Source organism: Ralstonia sp. NFACC01, from assembly GCF_900115545.1.
Taxonomy (GTDB): domain Bacteria; phylum Pseudomonadota; class Gammaproteobacteria; order Burkholderiales; family Burkholderiaceae; genus Ralstonia; species Ralstonia mojiangensis.
In genome coordinates, this window is the sequence record NZ_FOWV01000002.1 from 605,138 (window position 1) to 626,378 (window position 21,241).

Annotated in this window: 11 protein-coding genes; 8 read left to right on the top strand and 3 right to left on the bottom strand. The window is 65.1% G+C overall.

Features of this window, described 5'->3' with window-relative positions; translation table 11 throughout:
- The first annotated feature begins 283 nt into the window (after positions 1 to 283).
- From BM136_RS07450 to BM136_RS07460, 3 genes are all read left to right on the top strand, one after another.
- Positions 284 to 943 (top strand): lipocalin family protein, encoded by a 660-nt coding sequence (locus BM136_RS07450; protein WP_092971234.1) that lies wholly within the window; start codon positions 284 to 286, stop codon positions 941 to 943.
- 77 nt (positions 944 to 1,020) lie between these two features.
- Complete coding sequence (locus tag BM136_RS07455; protein ID WP_092971235.1) at positions 1,021 to 2,562, top strand: cryptochrome/photolyase family protein; 1,542 nt, start codon at positions 1,021 to 1,023, stop codon at positions 2,560 to 2,562.
- Between the two features lie 50 nt (positions 2,563 to 2,612).
- Positions 2,613 to 3,545, top strand: a complete 933-nt coding sequence (locus BM136_RS07460) for a TIGR01777 family oxidoreductase (protein WP_092971236.1) — start codon at positions 2,613 to 2,615, stop codon at positions 3,543 to 3,545.
- A 75-nt stretch (positions 3,546 to 3,620) separates the two neighbouring features.
- On the opposite strand, the gene BM136_RS07465 is transcribed toward BM136_RS07460, so the two are convergent.
- Entirely contained in the window at positions 3,621 to 4,280 is a 660-nt protein-coding gene (locus tag BM136_RS07465; protein WP_092971237.1) for a carbonic anhydrase, read from the bottom strand.
- A 381-nt stretch (positions 4,281 to 4,661) separates the two neighbouring features.
- Here BM136_RS07465 and BM136_RS07470 point away from each other — a divergent pair, with 381 nt between their 5' ends.
- A complete protein-coding gene (locus BM136_RS07470; RefSeq protein ID WP_092971366.1) occupies positions 4,662 to 5,522 on the top strand; it encodes an alpha/beta hydrolase in 861 nt (286 codons plus the stop codon).
- A 117-nt stretch (positions 5,523 to 5,639) separates the two neighbouring features.
- On the opposite strand, the gene BM136_RS07475 is transcribed toward BM136_RS07470, so the two are convergent.
- On the bottom strand, positions 5,640 to 16,931 hold the full coding sequence (locus BM136_RS07475; RefSeq protein WP_092971238.1) for an LWXIA domain-containing protein: 11,292 nt from the start codon (positions 16,929 to 16,931) through the stop codon (positions 5,640 to 5,642).
- Between the two features lie 231 nt (positions 16,932 to 17,162).
- Between BM136_RS07475 and BM136_RS07480 the strand changes: the two genes are divergently transcribed.
- The 4 genes from BM136_RS07480 to BM136_RS07495 all read left to right on the top strand — a co-directional run bounded on the left by BM136_RS07480 (position 17,163) and on the right by BM136_RS07495 (position 20,892).
- The gene (locus tag BM136_RS07480) at positions 17,163 to 18,755 is read left to right on the top strand and encodes an MFS transporter (protein ID WP_092971239.1); all 1,593 of its coding nucleotides are present in this window, start codon (positions 17,163 to 17,165) and stop codon (positions 18,753 to 18,755) included.
- A gap of 70 nt (positions 18,756 to 18,825) precedes the next feature.
- Entirely contained in the window at positions 18,826 to 19,323 is a 498-nt protein-coding gene (locus BM136_RS07485; protein ID WP_092971240.1) for a MarR family winged helix-turn-helix transcriptional regulator, read from the top strand.
- Between the two features lie 29 nt (positions 19,324 to 19,352).
- Positions 19,353 to 20,324, top strand: a complete 972-nt coding sequence (locus BM136_RS07490; RefSeq protein ID WP_092971241.1) for a magnesium and cobalt transport protein CorA — start codon at positions 19,353 to 19,355, stop codon at positions 20,322 to 20,324.
- A 10-nt stretch (positions 20,325 to 20,334) separates the two neighbouring features.
- Positions 20,335 to 20,892, top strand: a complete 558-nt coding sequence (locus BM136_RS07495; RefSeq protein WP_092971242.1) for a DNA-3-methyladenine glycosylase I — start codon at positions 20,335 to 20,337, stop codon at positions 20,890 to 20,892.
- 7 nt (positions 20,893 to 20,899) lie between these two features.
- On the opposite strand, the gene BM136_RS07500 is transcribed toward BM136_RS07495, so the two are convergent.
- Positions 20,900 to 21,229 carry a c-type cytochrome gene (locus tag BM136_RS07500; protein WP_092971243.1) on the bottom strand — a complete coding sequence of 110 codons (330 nt, stop codon included), beginning with the start codon at positions 21,227 to 21,229 and terminating at the stop codon, positions 20,900 to 20,902.
- Positions 21,230 to 21,241: the final 12 nt, after the last annotated feature.

The window sequence follows — 21,241 nt, forward strand, 5'->3', positions numbered from 1 at the left end:
GTGCGTGCGTACGTGTAGGTCAAGCGGTGAAGTGTCCGCTTCCAAAGTCTACTGACGGAGCGCGTGACGCGGAAACGCTGGCACAAAGTTTTCTTGATGCAAAACCTGCTCACGATTGACACCGCTGAGCAACACTTGGGTTGAGGCGACGGAAGCGGATATGCCAACTCAAACCATGTTCATTGGCGGAAATGAGCCGCTTATTCTGCTGCATTCCGTTGACGCGCTGCGTTGTGCAGCGTTTCATGTCGCAAGGAGCGGCATTCACTCTAAGGGGACTTGGATGGCAGATGTGTTCACAACTGCATTTCAATTCGCGAAGCGCGTAAGGCTGCACGGTGAAGGCGTGTTCAAGCGGAGCGGCGTTGTTCTGCGGGTCGCTGCATTGCGCGCGGTGCGTGCGCGCCTGCACTGGCTGACACCGTTGCTCGCAGGGGCATTCCTGGCGGGCTGTGCGCCGACGAGCCCGCCCGAAGGCATCACGGCCGTCACGCCGTTTGATCTTCAACGCTATCAGGGGCGCTGGTACGAGCAGGCCAGGCTCGATCATTCGTTCGAGCGAGGCTTGACCGATGTCTCGGCCACGTACCAGCCGCAACCCGATGGCAGCGTTCGCGTGGTCAATCGTGGCTTTGATCCTGCCAAGGGCGAATGGCGCGAGGCCGTGGGCAAAGCGCTGTTCGTGGGCGAGCACGATACCGGTTCGCTGAAGGTGTCATTCTTCGGCCCGTTCTACGGCGGCTATCACGTGGCGGCGCTTGATCCAGCTTATCGCTGGGCCCTGGTTGTCGGGCCTGACCGCAGCTACTGCTGGGTGCTGGCACGAGACAAGCATCTCGACCCCGCACAGCGTGAGGCGATCTTCGCGCGTGCGCGTGCGCTCGGCATTGATACGTCCGCGCTGATCTCCGTGCCCCATGAGCGGCAGGACCCGTCTCAGTAGCAGCGAGGGCGCATGCACCACACCAAGGGCGAGTACGAGGCGCAAGACCGTGGCGCCATGTTCCCGAGAACAGTGACATGAACCAGCGTGCGAAGACGCTCCGGCTGGTGCTGGGCGATCAGCTCAATCCGCGGCATTCGTGGTTTGCGCAGGTGGACGATGACGTGGTTTACGTGCTGATGGAGGTGCGGCAGGAAACCGACTACGTGCTGCATCACGCGCAAAAGATTCTCGCCATCTTTGCAGCCATGCGCGACTTTGCACGCTGTCTGCGAGCAGGTGGCCACCGCGTGCGCTATGTGGCGATCGACGATGAAAGCAACCGCCAGTCCCTGACCGAGAATCTCGCCGCGCTGGCCGGACACTACGGCGCCGAGCGGGTGGAGTGGCAATCCCCGGACGAGTGGCGCGTGGATGCACAGTTGCGCGAATGGGCGCAAGCGCAGTCGCTATCCACGTGCGAAGTCGACACCGAACACTTCCTCACGAGCCGGCATGATCTGGCCGCCATGTTTGCAGGCCGCAAACAGTGGCTGATGGAGCGGTTCTATCGGGAGATGCGTCGCCGCTTCAACGTGCTGCTCGACGACACAGGTGGACCGGAAAGCGGGCAATGGAATTTCGATCATGACAATCGGAAGCCGTGGCGCGGCACGCCCCCCGAACCTGCCGACGCGCGCCCCGTGCATGACCACCAAGCGTTGTGGCGCACGGTGGAACGCAGCGGCGTGAAATCGTTCGGCGACCCGCAGGCCAGTGAGTTTCGGTGGCCTGTGAACCGCACGGAAGCGCTGGTTTGCCTTGACGCATTTATCGAACAGACGCTGCCGCACTTTGGCGATTTTGAAGACGCCATGAGTAGCAGCCACCAGCGGCTATTCCACTCGCTGCTGTCTTTCTCACTCAACGTGAAGATGCTGAATCCGCGCGAGGTGATCGACCGGGCAGAGGCAGCGTATCGGCATGGCAAGGCCCCGTTGCCTGCAGTGGAGGGGTTCATCCGTCAGATTCTGGGCTGGAGGGAATATGTACGCGGCATCTATTGGGCGCAGATGCCCGGATACGCGTCGTGCAACGTGCTGAACCATGATGCGCCGCTGCCATCATGGTTCTGGAGCGGAAAGACCCAGATGCGCTGCCTGCAATTGGCGATTGGCCAGTCGCTGCAAACCGCCCACGCCCATCACATTCAACGTCTCATGGTGATCGGCAACTTTGCCCTGCTGGCAGGACTCTCACCTGGCGAGGTGCACCGCTGGTATCTCGGTGTGTATATCGATGCGTTCGAATGGGTGGAGCTGCCGAATACGGTCGGCATGAGCCAGTGGGCAGACGGCGGGCGTATTGCCACCAAGCCGTATGTCAGCAGTGCTGCTTACCTGTCGCGCATGAGCGATTACTGCAAGGGCTGCCACTACGACAGCAAGCAGCGTGTCGGAGAGCGCGCTTGCCCTTACAACGCGTTGTACTGGGATTTTTTCGCGCGCCACATCGAGGTGTTCGGCCGCAACCCGCGCTTAGCGATGGTGTATCGGCAGCTCGCCAAGATGGACACCGACGAGCGCGATGCCTTACGCGCGCGGGCGACCGAGCTGCGCGCGCGGCTGGAGGCGTTATGACGGATGCGACGGCGCGCAGCGCTCAGCCACAATCAGGAACTCAACCTGGCTTGCGCATCTTGTTGACTGGCGGCACCGGATTGATCGGGCGAGCGCTTTGCCACCAGTGGCACGCGCAGGGGCACGATCTGGTGGTCTGGAGCCGCACGCCTGAGCGCGTATCTCGGCTGTGCGCCGGTGCGCACGGTGTCGCAACGCTGCGAGAGCTGGATGCTGCGGCGCCCTTTGATGCGGTGATCAATCTGGCGGGCGCGCCGATTGCCGATCGCCCATGGACGGCTCAGCGGCGGAAGGTGCTATGGCGCAGCCGGGTCGACCTGACGCGGGAACTCGTGGATTGGCTGGGCCGCAGCGTGCAGCGTCCTCGCGTGCTTGTTTCCGGATCTGCCGCCGGCTGGTACGGAGACCGAGGGCAGGAGCCGCTGGATGAAGCCAGCCCCCCTGGCGAGCGCGACTTCGGCAGTCAGCTGTGCGTCGCATGGGAGGAGGAAGCCCGCTGTGCGGAAGGGCTGGGCATGCGCGTCGTCTTGCTGCGCACGGCGCCCGTGCTGGCGAGTGATGGCGGCATGTTGCCCAGGCTGCGTCTGCCGTTCAGCATGGGACTTGGCGGACGACTCGGCAGCGGCCAGCAGTGGATGCCGTGGATCCATCTTGACGACGTAGTGGGCCTGATCGATTTCCTCTTGCACCGCACCGATTGCAAGGGCGCCTTCAATGCATGTGCGCCGCATCTCGTCAGAAATGCGGACTTTGCCCGCACGCTGGCGGCTACGCTGCGCCGGCCGATGTTCTTGTCTGTTCCCGCGTGGACATTGCTGATAGCGCTGGGCGAAATGTCAGTGTTGCTGCTGGGCAGCCAACACCTGCAGCCCAGGCGAGCCATGGAGGCCGGCTATCCGTTTCGCTTTCCGCATCTTGAAGCGGCATTGGGTTGCCTGTTGGGGCGCGAGAGACATCCCGCTACCCGACGCCCCGCAGAATGACTCCAGCGGCGGGCATCGCGCCCGCAGCGCATAGCCGGGTAGCGACCGGTGCCCGAAGGCTCCCGGCCATTTTCGTCAGGCCTGCCGCAGGTTGCGCGACGTGACCGCTACCGTGGTGGGGGATTCAGCCAGCGCCACAAAGCGGCGCGTTGCGCCATCCAGCGCATCGATGCTGCCCGTTTCGATGTCATACACCCAGCCGTGCAGATTCATGCGGCCCTGCTCCAGCGCCAGTGCTACCGACGGGTGCGTGCGCAGGTTAGCCAGCTGTGCGATCACGTTTTCGCGAACCAGGCCGTCCAGCTTGGCGCGAGGCGAGTCGAACGTATGCGCGGCGTTGATGACCTTGGCGGAGTCGGAGTGGCGCAGCCAGTTGGCCACGGCGGGCAGATGGTCAAGGCAGGTGCAACGGGAGATCGCGCCCATTGCGCCGCAGTCGGAGTGGCCGCAGATCACGATGTCCTGCACGCCCAGCACAGCCACCGCATATTCAACCGTTGCAGACACGCCGCCCGGTTCAGGACCGTACGACGGCACGATGTTGCCCGCGTTGCGGATGACAAACAGTTCACCGGGTTCACGTTGTGTGAGCAGCTCCGGAACGACGCGGCTGTCCGAGCAGGTCACGAACAGGGCCTTGGGGTTCTGTGATGTCGCAAGTTGTTTGAAAAGCTCTACCCGTTGCGGATAGATGTCGCGCTGAAAGCGCAGGAAACCGTCAATGATGTCGCGCATGGCGTTCTCCACGTTCAATGGTCGGATGCCGGGGCGGTCGTAGGGGGCGCGCGTCCCGGCACGTTCGCCATTTTCGTCGATATCGCACGGAATAAGAATGTCTCCGTACGGATCACAGGGCCATGGCGCGGATACGTCCGTGGGGCAAGCGAAGTCGACCGCCGCGCAGGGCACATCGATCGGAGCCCCGATGGGTCGTCTCTTTGCGAATCCATGCTGGACAGTGCATCCAGCGCGAGCATGCCCGCGTATATGGTCGAGCCCATTGTCTTCACCTTGAACGTGTATGCGCCTTCAATTGTTCCGTATCCCACCACGCATGTGCGGCGTTGGCCGCTATCCGTGTGTTCGCTCGGCTTCGGTGTCGCATGGAGGTCGTCGATGCCTGGTGTGACGCGCCGAGCATGGATGGCAGCCGCCTTGGCGAACCTTGCCGGCTGTTCTGCCCTGGATGTCCTGAATGCGGTGTCCAAGTCCGACGCAAGCTTGCCAGCGCTGGGTCTGGCCTACGGCCCACACTCACGCCAAAGGCTGGACGTTTATCGACCTGTCCGCCCGATGGAAGGGCCGCCTCGTGCGGTTGTGTTCTTCTATGGCGGGTCGTGGCGCGACGGCGACCGCAAGGATTATGCATTCGTAGGTGAAGCGTTGGCTGCCGCTGGGGCGCTTGCGATGGTTGCCGACTACCGGCTGTATCCGGAGGTGCGCTACCCAGACTTCCTGCTGGACTGCGCAGCCGCCACGGCTTTCGCGCGGCGGTGGCTGGATCGGCAGGGCCATGCCGGCGCGCGCCTGTTCGTCGCGGGGCACAGCGCGGGCGCCTACAACGCAGCAATGTTGGCAACCGATAGCCGCTGGCTGGCGGCGCAGGGTCTGCGCATCGAAACGCTGTCGGGCTGGATCGGCATGGCTGGCCCCTACAACTTCCTTCCGATTCAGGCGGCTGATGTGAAACCGGTGTTCAACCATCCGAACGAAACAGCCGATAGCCAGCCGCTGTTCCACGTCAGCCAGGGATGGTTGCCTCCTGCATTGCTGCTCACCGGGGAGCACGATGCCTACGTGGATGTCCGGCGAAATACGCTGTCACTCGCCGAACGTCTGATGGAGTATCGCCACCCGGTGGAGCTCAAGGTTTATCCACGGCTGGACCATAAAACGCTTGTGGCCGCGCTGGCTTCGCCGCTTCAGTTTCTGGGGCCTGTGCTTTCCGATGTGGCTCGCTTCGTGGCCAGCACCTGAACGCGCCACGCAGCATTGCGGCGGGCAGGCGCGCATGCCGTCGATGCTCTCGGCTCGACGGCATAGGGCGGCCGCGTCGCCCCCGCGGCCGGTGGGAACCCGACTCGGCCACGCGGCTCACGGCACGATCACGATAGGCTCGTCCGGGTGGATCAGTCCGACATTGCGATGTGCGAACTGTGGGTTGATCTGCAGCAACTGCGCCAAGGCTGCCTCGACCTGCTGCTCATCCGACATGGACTGGCGCTGCGCATCGGAGACGTGCGCCTCGTGCAACAGCGGCGTGCGATACCGGTCGGCAATGCCGTTGAGCGTATCGCCCTGCTGCACCACGTACTCGGAATGCGTGGGTTGCGGGGTGGCCGGTGTGCTCGGAGGCTGACTGGTTGACGGCGCAGTCGGGCTGGCCGACGACGAAGGCGAGCTTGACGGTGAGAGCGACGCGGACGGCGAGACCGATGGCGACGGTGACACCGAAGGCGATGCCGATGCACTCGGTGATGCACTGGGCGACGGCGTGACAGCCGATGTGCCGGGCGGGCGCTTGTTCTTGTCGTCCTGCATGAACAGCGGCTTGATCAGGTTGAATGCATACGCCGACAGCGGCAGCAGTGCTATGGCGATCTTGTGCTTGCTGACAAACTCCGACGCATTCGGAAAGTGCGAGCTGAAGCGTGAGAGGCCGAGCGCGCCCGACGACAGCAGCATCGGCACGCCCTTGATGTAGTCGCCACCCGCCATCTGCGCGGCGGCCAGCAGCATGCCGCCGGTGGCGGCGAGCGTATCTGCCGAGATATCGAGCCCGCGCACCGTGCGGCTGCGCTGCTCGATGTCGATGTTGCGCCCGCGCCCGAGCAGCACGCCGGTGGTGTACGCAATCGACGCTACTGTGCCGCCCGTGGGCAGCACGTACCAAATGGCCGAATCGTGCCCCAGTGTCCACGCCTTGGCCCACATCGCATGCGCATACGAGGCGAGGCCCATACTGTAACCGCCGATGGCGATCTGCCTGCCCCAATAGCCGAGCTTGGTGCGCGGGTGGCCCAGGTGCACCTGCTGCAGCCCGGTGCCGCTGAAGATGGCCTGGATCTGTTTGACCAGATCGGCCGACACGGCTTGCGTGGCCTCACTGGACTGTGTGCGCGTGATTTCCCGATTGCCCAGGCGCTGGTAGATGTTGTGCACGCTCCAGTTGGCTTCGGCAACGAAGGTGCGCAGGCGGTCCTCAATCTTTGCCAGGTCGTCCGGCTCCGTCTTTTCCTTGTGGTTTGGCAAGGCCTTGACCAGCCGGTCGACCATCGTCTGCGTGGCCTCGCTGAAGACGCGTGGGTCCGCCCGCTCGATCGTCGCCATCGTCGCCTGATGCAGCACCTGCGCCGAGCGGCCGACCCGCAGCAGCAGCATGGAGGGGTTGCTGGCGAGCGAAATCGTAGTGGCGCCGGTGCCCGGTATGCCGATCAGTACCGCACCCATGCCCCCTACCACGGAGGCCCCAACGGTCACCGTTTCTCGCACGCTCGCGCCACCCTTGGGCTTGGCGCCCGCCACGCCAAGCGCATTGAGCTCCGCCGAGGCCTGTCTGGGTGCGGCCAGCCCCTTTTGCGCGGTCTGCGTGGTTTCCACACGCCCCGCGCTCTGCAGTTCGCCTGATGCGTCCACCGACAGCGCTTTCGCTTTCACCATGTCCTTCCAGGGAGGCAGGGGCGTGGCCGGGTTGCGAGCCGATGCCGGCAGCGCCTTGACGCCCGCGGGGCGCGCAGCTACGCCCATCTCGGTCTTCCATTGGTCGGCAAACTGGTTGGCGCGTTTTTCTGTCGGACCCAGGCGCCGCTTGGCTTCCCACAGCGGTTTGGCAAAGTCGATCTCGGTGGCGCGGGCGCGATTGACGAGCGCGCTCGTGTTGCCATTGAAAACGCGGTCGATGATCGCGTTGACGTCGCTGTCCGACAGGTTGTACTTCTGCTTGCCCAGCCGCGCGATCTCGGCCAGCAGTACCTGGTTCTGGGCGTCGTACTGGCTCTTGGAGGGGCGCTCGAACACACGCGTGAGGGCGTCGTCGCCATGCAGCCGGCCCTGGGTGGGCGCGCCGTCTTGCTCAAAGCGCAGCACCATGTCGGCCACGGCGGTGTTCAGCCGTTCGTTGGCGATGGCGTCGGCGCCATTGGTGGCGTACGACAGGCCCATATGCACCCAGGGCAGCGTGGGGCGCTCCAGCACCTGTTCGACGAGCTTGGCGTTGCCGCCGCCCGGCACGGGCTCGAGCACGGTATCCCAGCCGTGGAAGCTCACCATGACGTGCGGCGCCGATACATCGGGGTGGGTGGCGCCCCACTTCTCGAGCATCGAGAACAGCCGTACGTGGTTGTCGTACGCGTCATTGGTGCGCGCGGTGAAGTGGTCGTTGGGGCCGATGTGTGGCCGCGACGGCGCAAATTCCAGGCGGATGACCACGCCAGTCTTCGCCGACAGGTCGAGCCATTTGTCGAGATGCGACTGGTGCAGATCGTCGAGGAACAGCTTCTTCGTATCGGTGCCCTTGCCGGATTTGATCTGCGCATTCCTATGGTCGATGGTGGCGTTGCTCTCATCGATCTGCTTGGCGGCCCGCACAAAGCTCGGGTCCTGGCGCTTGCCGACAGCGGCGCGCAGCGAATACGGGTCGACCACGAGGGAGATCACCGGTATGGCGCCGCCCGTTTTTTTGATGAATGCGAGAGCCTTGGCGGGGTCGTCGCGCAGGCGATATGCCCGGCCCATCGGCGCTAGCCGTGCCTGGAGCGGAAATTCCGAACGCAGGAACGTGTTGACCATGTGCCGGTCACCTGTGGCTGCTGCCGAGTACCGCTGTGCGATGCGTTTGCCCGCGAACGGCACGCGGCGCGACACGGTGTTGGCGGCCACGTCGCGTGCCACGCGCAGCTTGAGCTTGATCTTGCGCCAGAGCTGCGCATCGGCCATCACGACCTCGGGCGCGTGGTCCTTGACCGATTTGAATTCGACATTGCTGGCATAGGGATCGTCCTTCTTTCCGGCCAGCAGCTCGACCTCGTCCAGCGGGCGGGTGAGGTTGCCCAGCTTGGGTGCATCGGGCGGCAGCGCCACCGTGGTGGTGCTGGAGAGCACCGGCTGGTACACGCCAATATCCAGGCCGGTGCCGCTGCGCTGCCATGCCTCGAATTGATCGGGCGGCAGACGCGTGAGCAGGAAGTGGGTATCCGCGCCAAAGCTGTCGTGACCGACGGCCAGTTCCTTGGCCGGGGTGCCGTTCTGCTGCGCGGCTGCCTTGTTCCAGGCGCCATACCACGTGAGGGCGTTGCCATCAGGCTCCAGCCGGCCGGTGGGCGTATGGGCGCCCAGCTCGCCCGCGTTGTCGCCTGTCTTGTAGACGTAGATGTAGTGCGTGCCGGCTTCGAGCCAGCCTTGCTTCACCAGGTCGCGCAGGTGGACGATGTTCGGTCCGCTGTAGTCGAGCGCATGGGCGTCGGTGTCGGGCAACATGCGCGCGTTGGCGTAGCCCAGAGCGGAGGCTTCCAGCGGTGTGCCGGTGGTGACGGGCTCCTCCAGCGTGCGCTGCCGCCATTGCAGAAGCTGCGCAGCGCGCCCGCGCAGGAAGCCGCCGTTGGCCTGTCGGTTCAGTGTGGTGGTCGCCTGTGCAATTTCGCCCGGCTTGAAGGCCGGCATGCCGTATTCGGCCCGCTTCCATAGCGTGCGCGGCTCCAGGAAGCCGCCCAGTTCCTTGACCGTCTCGGGCTGCACCGAGCTGACCACGAACCGTACGCCGCGCGGCGCGCTGCGCAGTGTGCGTGCGCCGTGCGTCTGCTGCTTGGCAAAGGCGGCTTCGAGGCTGCGTTCGGGCACGGTGGCGCCGTCCATCGGTGCATCCACGTGGTATGTCCACGTGCCGTCGGTACCGCGCTTGGCATGGCCCTTCGGGGCACCGCCTTTCTTGTCGATGACGTAGATGATGTTGTCGTCCTTCGCGGCGCTGGTCGCCTCTTGCACGCTCTTGTAGCGCTTGGCCCCACCAAGCTGCTGGATATGGTCGACCACCTCGGTGTCGATCTTGTCGGCCGCAGGCGAGAGCACATGAGAACCCTCATCGCCATTGATGCGCGATGGGCCGCCAAAGGCCTGCAACCGCTCGTACGACACGGGGCTGATGTAGAAGTCGACGCCCTTGCGTGCGGTGTGCATGGCTGAGTTGTCGCCACGCACGGCGCGCTTGACGATCTTGGGGACGTTGCTGCCACGTACGGCCTGGGGCGGCGCGAAGGTGCCGTCGTCGCGCAGTTGCGTGGTCGCGATGATGACGGGCGTGCCGTCCGGCTGGCTGGTGCCCTTGAGCGCGATCAGGACGGTGTTGCTGCCCGCCTTGTTGGCCAGATCGCTCAGCCTGGGCACCTCGGCGCCGGGCACGTGCCGCAATGTCCGCAAGTCTTTCACATCGAGCCATTCGGCAGCCTGCGCCGCTTTTTGGGCGCCCGACGCTGTCGCCGGCGCTGGCATGTGCGGTGTGCCGGGCGCGTCGCCGTTCCAGTGCGAGGCGTAGTACTGCACGTAGGTCTGGTCTGGCGCGACGGACGTGCGCATGCTCGCCATGGTCTGCGCCAGGCGCAGGTAGGCCTCGGGGTTGTTCGCATCCCACTGCGCGTAGGCCTGTTCCAGGGGCTGCGGCATCTGCGCGCGGGCGCCGATGTCTACACCGGTTGCGGCCAGCACCTCGTCGCGGACGTTGAACGCGTTGCCCTGCGCGCTGGCCTCGCCGGCGAGCAAGGTCTGCACGAAGCTGCCCTCGCTGTGGTGTTGCAGGCCCTGCAGATCGAGTTCGGCCTTCACAGCGTGGTCGGCCTCATGGCTCAGCGTGTAGACCAGCGCGCCGGCGTCGGGCGCGTTGGCGTCAAGCGTGATGGTCTTGCGCTCGGTATCCACCGCAGAGCCGCGGTTGCTGTGTCCGAGGCGCACCGTCCAGCCCGCGTCGTGCAGCAGGCGCAATTGGCGCGTGAGCGTGTCGGAGGCGCCAATCAATGCGTGGGCGCTGGGCGGCAGCGGTGCGCCACCAAACGACATCGTCACGCGGTCGGCCGGCGTGGTCTGGTATGTGCCGTCGTGGGGGCGGTATTGCGTGCCGGTGCCGCTGTAATCGGGCGAGCCGGCCGGGCGTGACACGGGGCCGCCGAGGTTGCGCGCGGGGTTGGCGGGGTCGATGCCGATTTCGGCAAAGCGCCGGCTGGTGGCTTTCTGCAGCGCGGCGCTGTAATCGAACGGTACGCCGTATTGCGCCGCGGCCTGCTGGGCCAGCACGGTGTCGTGCTGGGCCAAGGAGATTGCGTAGGCGCGGATGCCGCCAAAGCTCTGTTCCGGGCTGGGTGTGCGGCCGATGTCGGAGGTGCCAAATTGTGTGTTGCCGGCGGCAAATCTGTCGATGGCGCTGAGCAACCGGTCGACCATCGCAGGGGTCGGTTCCGCTGCGGTGGACACGCCGCGCAGCTGCGCCTCGGTCATCGACGGCACCGTGTCGTGGAAGTAGTCCGGATGCTGCTGTTGGTAATGCCGCAACGCCTCCACCACGCGGTCCACGGCCGCGCGGTCGGTGGCATACACGACGATGTTGTCGGCGCGCGGGCCGGCGGCGTCAGGGCCGGCCGCCTTGGCCGCGTAGATGCCGGGGAAGCGCCCGGGCTGGTCCACCACGCCGCGCACCAGGAAGTCGAGCACGTCGAGTACATGCGGCGTCTTTGCATTGACATAGACGCGCTCGGTGACGGCGTCCGGGTCGACCCGGCCGTCTTCGCGCATGAAGTGATAGAACGTGGTGCGCGCGCGGCCTTCCGTCGGCATCGTGCTGTCAACGAAGGCGCCGTCGGCTTGCGACACGGTGTAGGCCCCTTCGGGACGCTGCTCTGCCAGTGCGATCAGGCGGGGAAAATAGAATTCGCCCGGCATGGTGTCTTCCGGGCCGGTGACGCCGCCCGTGCGGGAGTACAGGCGGTACACCTGGTTATTGTTCAACGCACCCTGTGCACCGTCTGTCTGCACCCTGGCAAGCAGCGCCTGCTGCGATTCGAGTGCCGATTCGGCGCCACGCGGCCCAAGCTCGGGCACCACGCGTTGTACCGGCGTGCTGCCCGGGTCGGGCGCCACGCCCGGCATGCGCATGCCGGAAGCAGCCAGGTTGGCCGCCGCCGCCTCGTAGGCCTGCCGCTGCGATGCGCCATGCTGGCGCGCCACGCCCATGCCGGCACCCATGAGCCCCGCCGAGGTGAAGAACTGCACCCAGTCTTCGCCCGTGGCCTGGCCGTTGGATGTCGCCAGCGACTGCCCCTGGTGCAGCATCGCCGCGAGGTTGGTGTTGAGCGCGCCGGTACCCATCAGTCGATAGGCGAGGGCGCCGCCGCCCAGGAACCGCAGCCCGGCCAGCCGACGCAGGCGTGCGGGCAACCTGGCGAGCACGTCCGCCCGGTTGAGTAGCGGGATGGCCTCATTCAGCCGCTGCAAGCGTAGCGTGCCCTGCGTGAGGTCTGCGACGACGCCCGGGTTGCGCGTGACGCCGAACACGGCATTCAGCCGTTGCGCCGCGTTGGCGGTTGCCGCGGGCGACCCATACAGCGCGTGGCTGAGCACGGCGTTGGTGAGGTTGTTCTGGAACGGGCGCAAGGCCCAGCGATTGTCATTGAGCAGGCTGATGCGCGCGGCATCTTCCGCGCTGGCGCCGCGCGTGATGCGCACAGCGTTGATCGCCTCCATGAAGTCGGCGTTGTAGGCGCCCACGCGCGCTGCGGCCACGGCCGTGCGATTCACGAGCCCGCCTACGCCGGCCGCACCGCCCAGCACGTTGGCACCCAGGCCCACCCAGTTCCACGGGTCTTCACGACCCTTGGCGGTGGAGAGCGCATTGATCGAGTGTGCCGCCCCTGCCACGGCCGTCACCGCAAAGTACGCATCGGCCAAGTTCGACAGCACCACGGCCCACAGCGCAGCGGTCTCCGGTTGCACGACGGTGGTGATGATGCCTGCCGCCACCGTCAGGCCGATCTCCAGATCGGTCTTCAGGTGTTCCCAGTTGTACCAGTGGTCGTCGGGCTTGTAGGTCTTCCAGTAACCGTCGTCGGTCATCAGATTGCCGTTGGCGTCGACCACCCAGTGCGGCTGGGCGATCAGCAGGCCGCGATCCAGCCCGCTGTGCGATTGCCAGTCGCCATAGCCGTTGCGCACGGTGGTATCGGCCGGGCCCACGTCGATATAGCGCCCGTCGGTGCCGATGCCCTCCATGATGGCCAGGCGCTTGGCGTCGCCCTTGCCCTCGCGGTTGTCCCACCATTGCATCGACAGCGAGGTGAGTGCCACGGGCGTGGCGCCGCTGGGCGTGTTCACGCCTTCGCCGTGCATGAGCTGGCTGGCCACCTGTGCCAGTGTGGTCTTGTGGCCCTTGTGGTCGTAGACGACTTCGTTGCCGCTGTATTCCGCAAACTGGCCGTCGGCCATGGCTTGCTGCTCGTCCAGTGAGCGTGCCGTGTATGTCGGGTCCAGCCCATATGCCTGACCGACGGCGTTGTACACCTGGGCCTGGCTGGTGACGGTGTGCATGCCGTCTTGCCAAGGCAGCCCGACGGTGTTGCCGCTGGCCGTGACACCAGCGGTGGTGCCCGAGCTCACGCCTGCGGTGTCGGGCGCCCAGTGCAGGTCGTTCTTCAGCGGTGGGCTCGCGTTCGGCTCGGCGTTGGCCGGCGTCGGCGGCTTGGGGGAATCTTTGAAGCCGGTCTCGCGCCGGATCTCCTTGCTGACGTCGTCGCCGATGTTGTCGCCGATGATGTCCTGCGTGAGCTGCATCGGGACGTTGTCGTCCTTCACATCCTTCAGTCCGAAATCCTGTCCGGTGACCACGGCCATGCCATCGCCGCCAACAAAGTACGTGGTGTTCAGCCGCGAATCCACCGATTCTGTGCCCAGCCCGCCGTTGTCGAGGGGCTTGAGCATCAGGCCCTCGATCTGCTTGCGCAGGTCGGTCATGTCCTGGTTGCGTGCGCCGCCCGCGGCCGCGTAAATGCGCGACATGGCTTTCAGGTCAGTCACGTCCAGCTTGCCTTGGAACTGGCTGTGGTACAGCGCAGCGGCTAGGTCTGGCGCGACGCCGTTCATCTGATCGGCCGCGGCGTTGGCCTGGTCTTTCTTGTCCTTGCCGAATACCTGGGCGCCGCTCTGCTGAAACAGCGACTGCGTTTGCGGCGCCTGGATCGTGTCGTCCAGCAGTTGCGCGTAGAAGATCGTGCCCTTGTAGACATCCAGCGACGTGCCCATGGCGCTGAGCCGGCCCTGGGGTGAATCCTTGCCGTCGTTGGCGGCGGTGCACATCATGGGCGCATGGTCGAGGATGGATTGCAGCGCGCGCTGCTGCAAGCCCGAGATGCTCGCGTCCCCCATGACCTGGTCGAACAGCGGGTCACCGGACTGCATGCCGGCGAGCAGGCCCGTGAGCCGTTTGGCCGCCGCCGCGTCGCCCTTGCCCGGGCCACCGTTGGTTTGCAGGGCATGCGCGGCGATGTGCAGTACCTGTTGCGCGCCCAGCCCCGTCTGCCATTGCTGGAAGCTCGTCAGCAGTTGCTTGAACTCGGGCGAGTCCTTGCCGGTGCCGCGCGCCGCCTCCATCTCGGGCGCGATGCCGGCCATGGTGACGGCGTTCTGCGCTTTCCACAGAGTATCGACGTTGTCGGGGTTGAGCTGCCAATCGCCATCTTCGGGTTTGTGGCCGGCGGCTACGTTCAGTGCCTGGTCGAGGTCGTTGTGATACGACTGCAGGGCGCGCGCGGCAGCGGCTTTGAGGTCTGCGTTGTCGGGCGCTTTGTCAGATTTGGCCTTGGCGTCCTGCCATGCCGCGTAGTCGGTGCGGGCCTGCGTAACCGCGCCGTCCAGTGCCTTCTGGTCGGGCTGAATGTCCTGCTTCATGATGCCGGCCGTCACGCGCAGCACGTCCGGGTCGAGCACCTTCAGGTTGGCCAGGTCCTGGGCCCCGGCATCGACGGGGTCCTTTGTCGGGTCTTGGTAGTAGTCCTCCAGATGTTGCTGCGCAGCCACCGTCAGTGCGGATTGCGTCAGCATCGCTTCGTTCTGTTCGTTGCCGCCGAGCCAGGCTCGCGTGGCGGCAATGGCCTCGGGCATCGTCATGCCGCTGGCCACCAGTTGGCCCAGATGGGCGGTGGTGTCGGGCTGGGCGCCGTCGCGCTGCGTGTCGGGCGTTTTGGCATCCGGCGTTGCCGCCACGTTGCCCGTGCGCAGGGCGTTCACGCCGTCCTGCAGGTCCTGTTCGGTAAAAAGCTGGTCTCCGTCGACGTCCTTGGTGGCCTGGTCGATGGGGTCGCTGGGGGTTTGGGGCTGCCCGGCCTTGTCCCCTGTCTTGTCGCCGGTGTTGTCCTGTTGCCGTGCAACGGTCACCGCCTGGGCACGTGCCAGTACCGCGGCCTGGGCCCACGTCTGGTTGCTGATGTCGGCGTTTGCCTTGTCGTTGCGAGCGGCATCGAGCGCCTTCTGCAGACCGGCCGCATCGGCTGTGCCGCCGCCCAGCGCCTTGTCCAACGCCGCCTGGGCCTTGGACAGGTGAGCCGCATCGTCCGGCCCGACTGGCACCGTGGGCGGCGATGGCTTCAGGCCGGTGTGCTTCTGCAGCGTTTTCGACAGCGCGCCGTTCGGGTCTTCATCGATGATGGTCTGGTACGGCGCCATCGATGCATTGTTGGCCTTGGCCAGGCCCAGCGTGTCGAACGGTGTGCTGGGCGGTGTGTAGCCGTTTTCCTTGTAGCGGTCCTGGTCGGCCTGCGCGTTGTAGAGGAAGGACCGCAGGCTGCCCATGACATGGGCTGCGCCGTCGCTCTTCGGGCCGCCCAGCGCGTTGACGATGCGGCTGATGGGGCCGTAGTAATCGTCGCGCTTGTCCAGCGTTTGCATGGAGGGCGCGTAGACCTCGGGGTCGCCCGCTTTGATCTTGCTGTCGATCTTGCCTTGCAGGTTTTGGGTGTAGAGCGCCTGCGCCAGTTCAGGCGAGGCACGCTGCACGTCTTCGAGCAGCGCCGCGATGTCGCGCAGCTCACCTGGCGTGCCCACCTTTGTAATGTTGTCGTGCGTGATGCCGGCGTTCAGCACCGAGTTGACAAGGTCCTTGTACAGCACCGTGTCCTTGTAGCGCGATAGGGCGTTGCCTTCTGCCACCAGCGTGTCGTGCGGGTTCTTGCCGCTGGCTTGGGTGATGTCCTGCAGCGCGCCAGACTGGATGTCTTGCGTGCGTGCGTCGTCCATCACGCTCGCGTAGAGCGGGTCGGTGTTGGCCACGCCGCGCAACTGCTGGGTGAGCGCCTGCGCTGCTTTGAGGTTGCCGTCGGCGCCGACCGACGCGCGCGCGGCCAGCGCGGCGTCGACGATCTCAGCGGCGTGCAGGTCGTTCAGCACGCTGGCGGCGGCAGGGGCTCCTTGCGTGCCACTTGCGGCGCTGTTGCGTTGCGCGACCAGGCGCTCGGCAAGCAGGCGCCGATCGGTCTGGAGTGGATCGGCACGCCACTGGCTGTCGGGCTGGCCGGCAGCGGCGTTCAGTTCATCGGAAAGGGCGGTGTGATAGGCCTGCTTGTCGCGCGCCAGCGTGGCCGCGTCGGCATTGGCGGCCTTATCTTTCTGCCAGGTCTCGAAGGCGGTCTGGGTGGCCTTGACGGTGTCGTCCAGGTTGGCGGCTGGCTTGAGCTCGACGTGCAGCGCCTTCACCACGTTGTCGATGGTGGGTTTGGAGAAAATGCCGAGCCAGACGTCCTGCTTGGCAGCATTCTGGATGGGGTCGGCATCGGCCGGGACCTTGCCGTCTGCCACGGCCTTTTCGGCTGCGATGGTCAGGGCGGCTTCGCTCAGGACCGTCTCGTTTTGTTCGCTGCCGCCAAGCTGGGCACGCGCCGCGTTGACGGCTTCGGCCTCTGTCATGCCGCCGTCCAGCCCCGCTTGAATGGCGGCCCGTGCGTCTTGCAGCGTCACGGCTTGCGTGGGCGGGGCCTGGTCGGTTGCCAGCGGTTTGTCGGACAGCGACTGCGTGGCGCTGTCCAGCGTCGTGTTGTCGAACACGTGCGTGAGGCCGACCTGGCTGGCGGCCTGCTTGAGCGAGTCGACCTTGGGTTGCGGCGTGGCCCGTGCCGGGCCGTTGTGCGCGGCCTGCAACAGGATGGCGGCCCGCGCAAGCGCATCTCTGCTGACTGAGGGCTGCGTCTGCTGAATTTTCTCAATGGCAGCCTTCAGCGCCGCCGTATCGTCGGGTGCCTTGCCCTGGAGCGCATTCTTCAGGGCCGTCTCGGCATCGGACACATCGCGCGCACTGGGGGGTGGCGGCGGTTGGATGGGCTGGGGCGGCGTCGGGACGCCACCACCGCCGTCGATGGCTCTGAGCATACGGTTCTCCTGGGCAGACTACGAGCACTCGCCCATGATTGCCGCGCTTGCCAAGCACGCCTATTCGGAAAACTCGTAGAAAAGTGCGCGAGACCGGCTACCTCCATACCGCGGACTACGCGTTCCAGTGGCGACTTTTCCGTGGCGCTCTCAGCAAGCCATCCCGGACCCCGCTACAATATCGTTGACACATCAATCGTTGATGTATCATTTGTATTCCCGCCCTCCGCCATGGCCGTCCACACTGCGCTCCCGCACTCCCATACTCAGGTTCTGCCGTTCAAGGAATCGCTCTTGGCGATGATCGGCATCTGCTTTGTCGTTGTTCTGGTCGCCTTCGACCAAACCGTGGTCGGCACGGCGCTGCCGACGGTGGTGGCGGAACTCAAAGGCTTTGAGCTGTACGCCTGGGTGGCAACGTCGTATTTGCTGACGTCAGTGGTGACGGTGCCGATTTTTGGCCGCCTGGGAGATTTCTACGGACGCAAGCCGTTTGTGATTGCCTCCATCGTGGTGTTCACGTTGGCGTCGGTCATGTGCGGTGTGGCGGGCAGCATGACGTTCTTGGTGTGGTCGCGGGCGCTGCAGGGCATTGGTGGCGGCATGCTGGTCGGCACGGCTTACGCGTGCATTCCCGATCTCTTTCCCGATGCGCGTGTACGTTTGCGCTGGCAGGTAATGCTGAGCGCGTCGTTTGGTATTGCCAACGCCATCGGCCCGACGCTGGGCGGCTGGATGACGCAGGCGTTCGGTTGGCGGTCGGTGTTTTACGTGAACATTCCGTTCGGTGTGCTGGGGCTGTGGTTTGCCTGGCGCTTTCTGCCGCATCTGCGCCAGAACGCGCATACCGGGCGTATCCGGCTGGACTGGCAGGGTGCGGTGCTGATCACGGTGGCGCTTGGCGCGCTGCAGTTGTTCGTGGAATGGCTGCCGCGGCATGGCCTGTCGCTGCCGCTGCTTGGTTGGCTGGTGCTGTCGGCCGCGGCATTTGTGGCGCTGTGGTGGTGGGAGCAGCGTGCAGAGCAGCCGCTATTGCCGTTCGACATGCTGCGCAATCCGGCGCTGGCCGCGCTGTTCATGTTGGCGTTGCTGTCGGGCTTCTCGATGTTTGCGGTGCTGTTCTACGCACCGCTGCTGTTCCAGGGCGGGTTTGGCATGTCGCCTCAGGAAGCCGGCCTGGTGATTACGCCGCTGGTGGTGTGCATCACGCTGGGCAGCATCATCAACGGGCGCATCGTCACGCGCATTCCCAAGCCCAATGCCATGCTGTATGCCGGCTTTGCGCTGCTGACCGTGGCGGTGGCAGGCATGTCGGTGTCGTCCAAGGGCATGCCGCACGCGGTGCTGACGTTGCTGATGCTGCTGGCAGGGCTCGGGCTCGGTTTCGTGCTGCCCAATCTGACCGTGTTTGCGCAGCAGACGGCCGGCCGCGCGCACCTGGGCATTGCCACCGCGTTGCTGCAATCGCTGCGCATGGTCGGTGGCATGGTGGGCACGGCGCTGGTCGGCACCCTGGTGAGCGAGCGCTATGCCGCGGGCGTTGCCAATGCGCTAAGCGCTGATAACGCGATGCAATGGCTGCGGCAGCTTGCCGATCCCGAAATTCTCATCGATCATGACTCGCAAGCCGCCTTGCTCTCGCAGTTGCATGTTGCCGGCCACGACGGTACGGCTCTGCTCGAAGCCGCGCGCCATGTGCTGGTCAGTGCCATCCATATCGGTCTGATCGTGGCGACGGTGGTGGCGTTGATCGGCCTTTGGTATGTGCGCCGGGTGCCGCCCGTGGTGCTGCACCATGTCGAGCCTGTACAACATACGAAATAGGCGCCGGATAGGCGAGAACAAGCCGGAGCGGTTAGGATGCGCGGTTCCCCAGCAATCTCAGCCCTGATCGATGACCTCTGAACGCGAACGCTTCGCCGTCATGCACCAGTTCGGCCGCACGTATCGTGCGTTCATGGCCGCCTTCGAGGCGCATGTCGGCCAGCCGATGCCGCGCTGGCGCATCCTGCTGGCGCTGCATGACAACACCGGAGGCGGCATGGCCCAGAAGCAGCTCGCCGAGCGCCTGCAGATGGACCCTGGCGCGCTCACCCGCCAACTCAAGGTGCTGGAGCAGCTCGGCTGGATCGAACGCGCAACCGATGCGCGTGACAACCGCCTGACTAACGTGTCGCTGTCAGATGCTGGCCTGGCCGTCGTGCTTGAATGCATGCCGCGCCGCATCGCCTTCATCAATGCCACGCTCGACGGATTGCCCGATGATCTCGTCCACGCGCTGTCCGAAGCGCTGGCGCAGATCGAAACACGCCTGGCCGAAGTGCCGGCGCTGGCCGCCCAGGCCTCTACCGCATCCGATACCAAGACAGCAGATCAGCCCGCAGACCGCTAATGCGCGCTGAATGCGTTCCGGAGACAACCATGTCCATGGTGATCAACAGCGCGCTGTACCGTAACGGCAAGCGCGAGCGTGACCTGTCCGTCGAAGCCATCAGCGACGTACTGCACACGCCGGGCTCGTTCGTCTGGCTGGGTTTGCATGAGCCGGACAACGCCATGCTCGACCGCGTGCAGGAGGAGTTCGGCCTGCACGATCTCGCCATTGAAGATGCGCGCAATGCGCACCAGCGCCCCAAGCTCGAACTGTACGGCGACGTGCTCTTCATCGTGCTGAACACCGCGCAAATGGAAAACGGCAACGTCGTCTTTGGTGAGACGCACCTGTTTGTCGGCAGGGATTTTCTCGTCTCTGTGCGGCACGGGCCGTCGGCGTCGTATTCGCCGGTGCGCGAGCGCTGCGAGCGCACGCCGCAACTGCTGGCCAAGGGCGCACCGTTTGCGTTGTACGCGGTGATGGACTTTGTGGTCGACAACTATCAGCCCGTGCTGGAGCGCCTGCAGGAAGAGTTCGAGCAGATCGAAAGCCAGATCTTTGGCGACACGTTCGATCGCGCGGCCATCGAGCGGCTCTATACGCTCAAGCGCCAGCTTCTGCGGCTGCGCAACGCTGCGCTGCCAGTGGAAGACATCGCCGGCCAGCTCGTGCGCCTGCATGAAGACGTGGTGCCCAAAGAGCTGCGCGCGTATTTCCGGGATATTGCCGACCATGCGCACCGCGCGGTGGGCGCACTCGACGTGATTCGTGAAATGCTGACCACGGCCATCTCGGTGAACGTGGCGCTGGTGTCGGTCACGCAGAACGACATCGTGAAGCGGCTGGCGGGTTGGGGCGCTATTCTGGCAATTCCGACCGTGGTGTTCAGCAACTACGGCATGAACTTCAAGGGCATGCCGGAGCTGGAGCATCCGGCGGGGTATCCCATCGTGCTCGCGTGCACGGCCACCGCTTGCGTGTGGCTGTATCGCAAGCTGCGCAAATCGGGCTGGATCTAGGAGGCAACATATGGCGCGCTGCTGCTGGGCGGGCGAAGACCCGCAGATGATCGCGTATCACGACACCGAGTGGGGCGTGCCCTCGCACGATGATCGTCACCTCTACGAGATGCTGATCCTGGAGGGGGCGCAGGCCGGTTTGTCGTGGCAGACCATCCTGCGCAAGCGTGCGCGCTATCAGGAAGTGTTCGAGGGGTTTGATGCGGCACGCGTGGCGCGCTTCACGCCGGCACGCATTGAAAAGCTGCTCGCTGATCCGGGCATCGTGCGCAATCGCGCCAAGGTGGAAGGCGCCGTCATCAACGCGCGGAAAGTGCTGGAGCTTCAGGAAGAAATGGGTTCGCTCGATGCGTTCCTGTGGTCGTTTGTCGGTGGCAAGACCATCGTCAACCGATGGGACAGCTACCGCGATGCACCCGCCGCGACCGATGCGTCGAAGGCGATGAGCAAGGCGCTGGTCAAGCGCGGTTTCAAGTTTGTCGGCCCGACCATCTGCTACGCCTTCATGCAGGCGACCGGCATGGTCGATGACCACGAGGCCGGGTGTTTTCGCGCTGGGAAGGTCTAGCTACCCACTACCTGGCGGCAACCGGCTTGAGCTGCATGATCCAACGCGCGAACCGGTCGGCCTCTTCCGGCGTGATCGCGTTCGGCGGCATGGTGCCGGCGCCCCATTTGCCGCTGCTGCCTTCCAGCATGCTGTTCTTCAGTTTGGCAACCGCGTCAGGATCGTCCTTGTAGCGCTCGGCAATCGAGCCGAAGGGCGGCCCGATCTTGGCCGTGTCCATCGTGTGGCACGCACGGCACGTCTCTTCGCTGGAAGAAGGCGCGGCATGCCCGGGCACAACCAGCATGCCGGACAACGCCGCAAACATGGAGAGCACTGCCGATTTCTTCAATGTCATGGATTCTGCTTG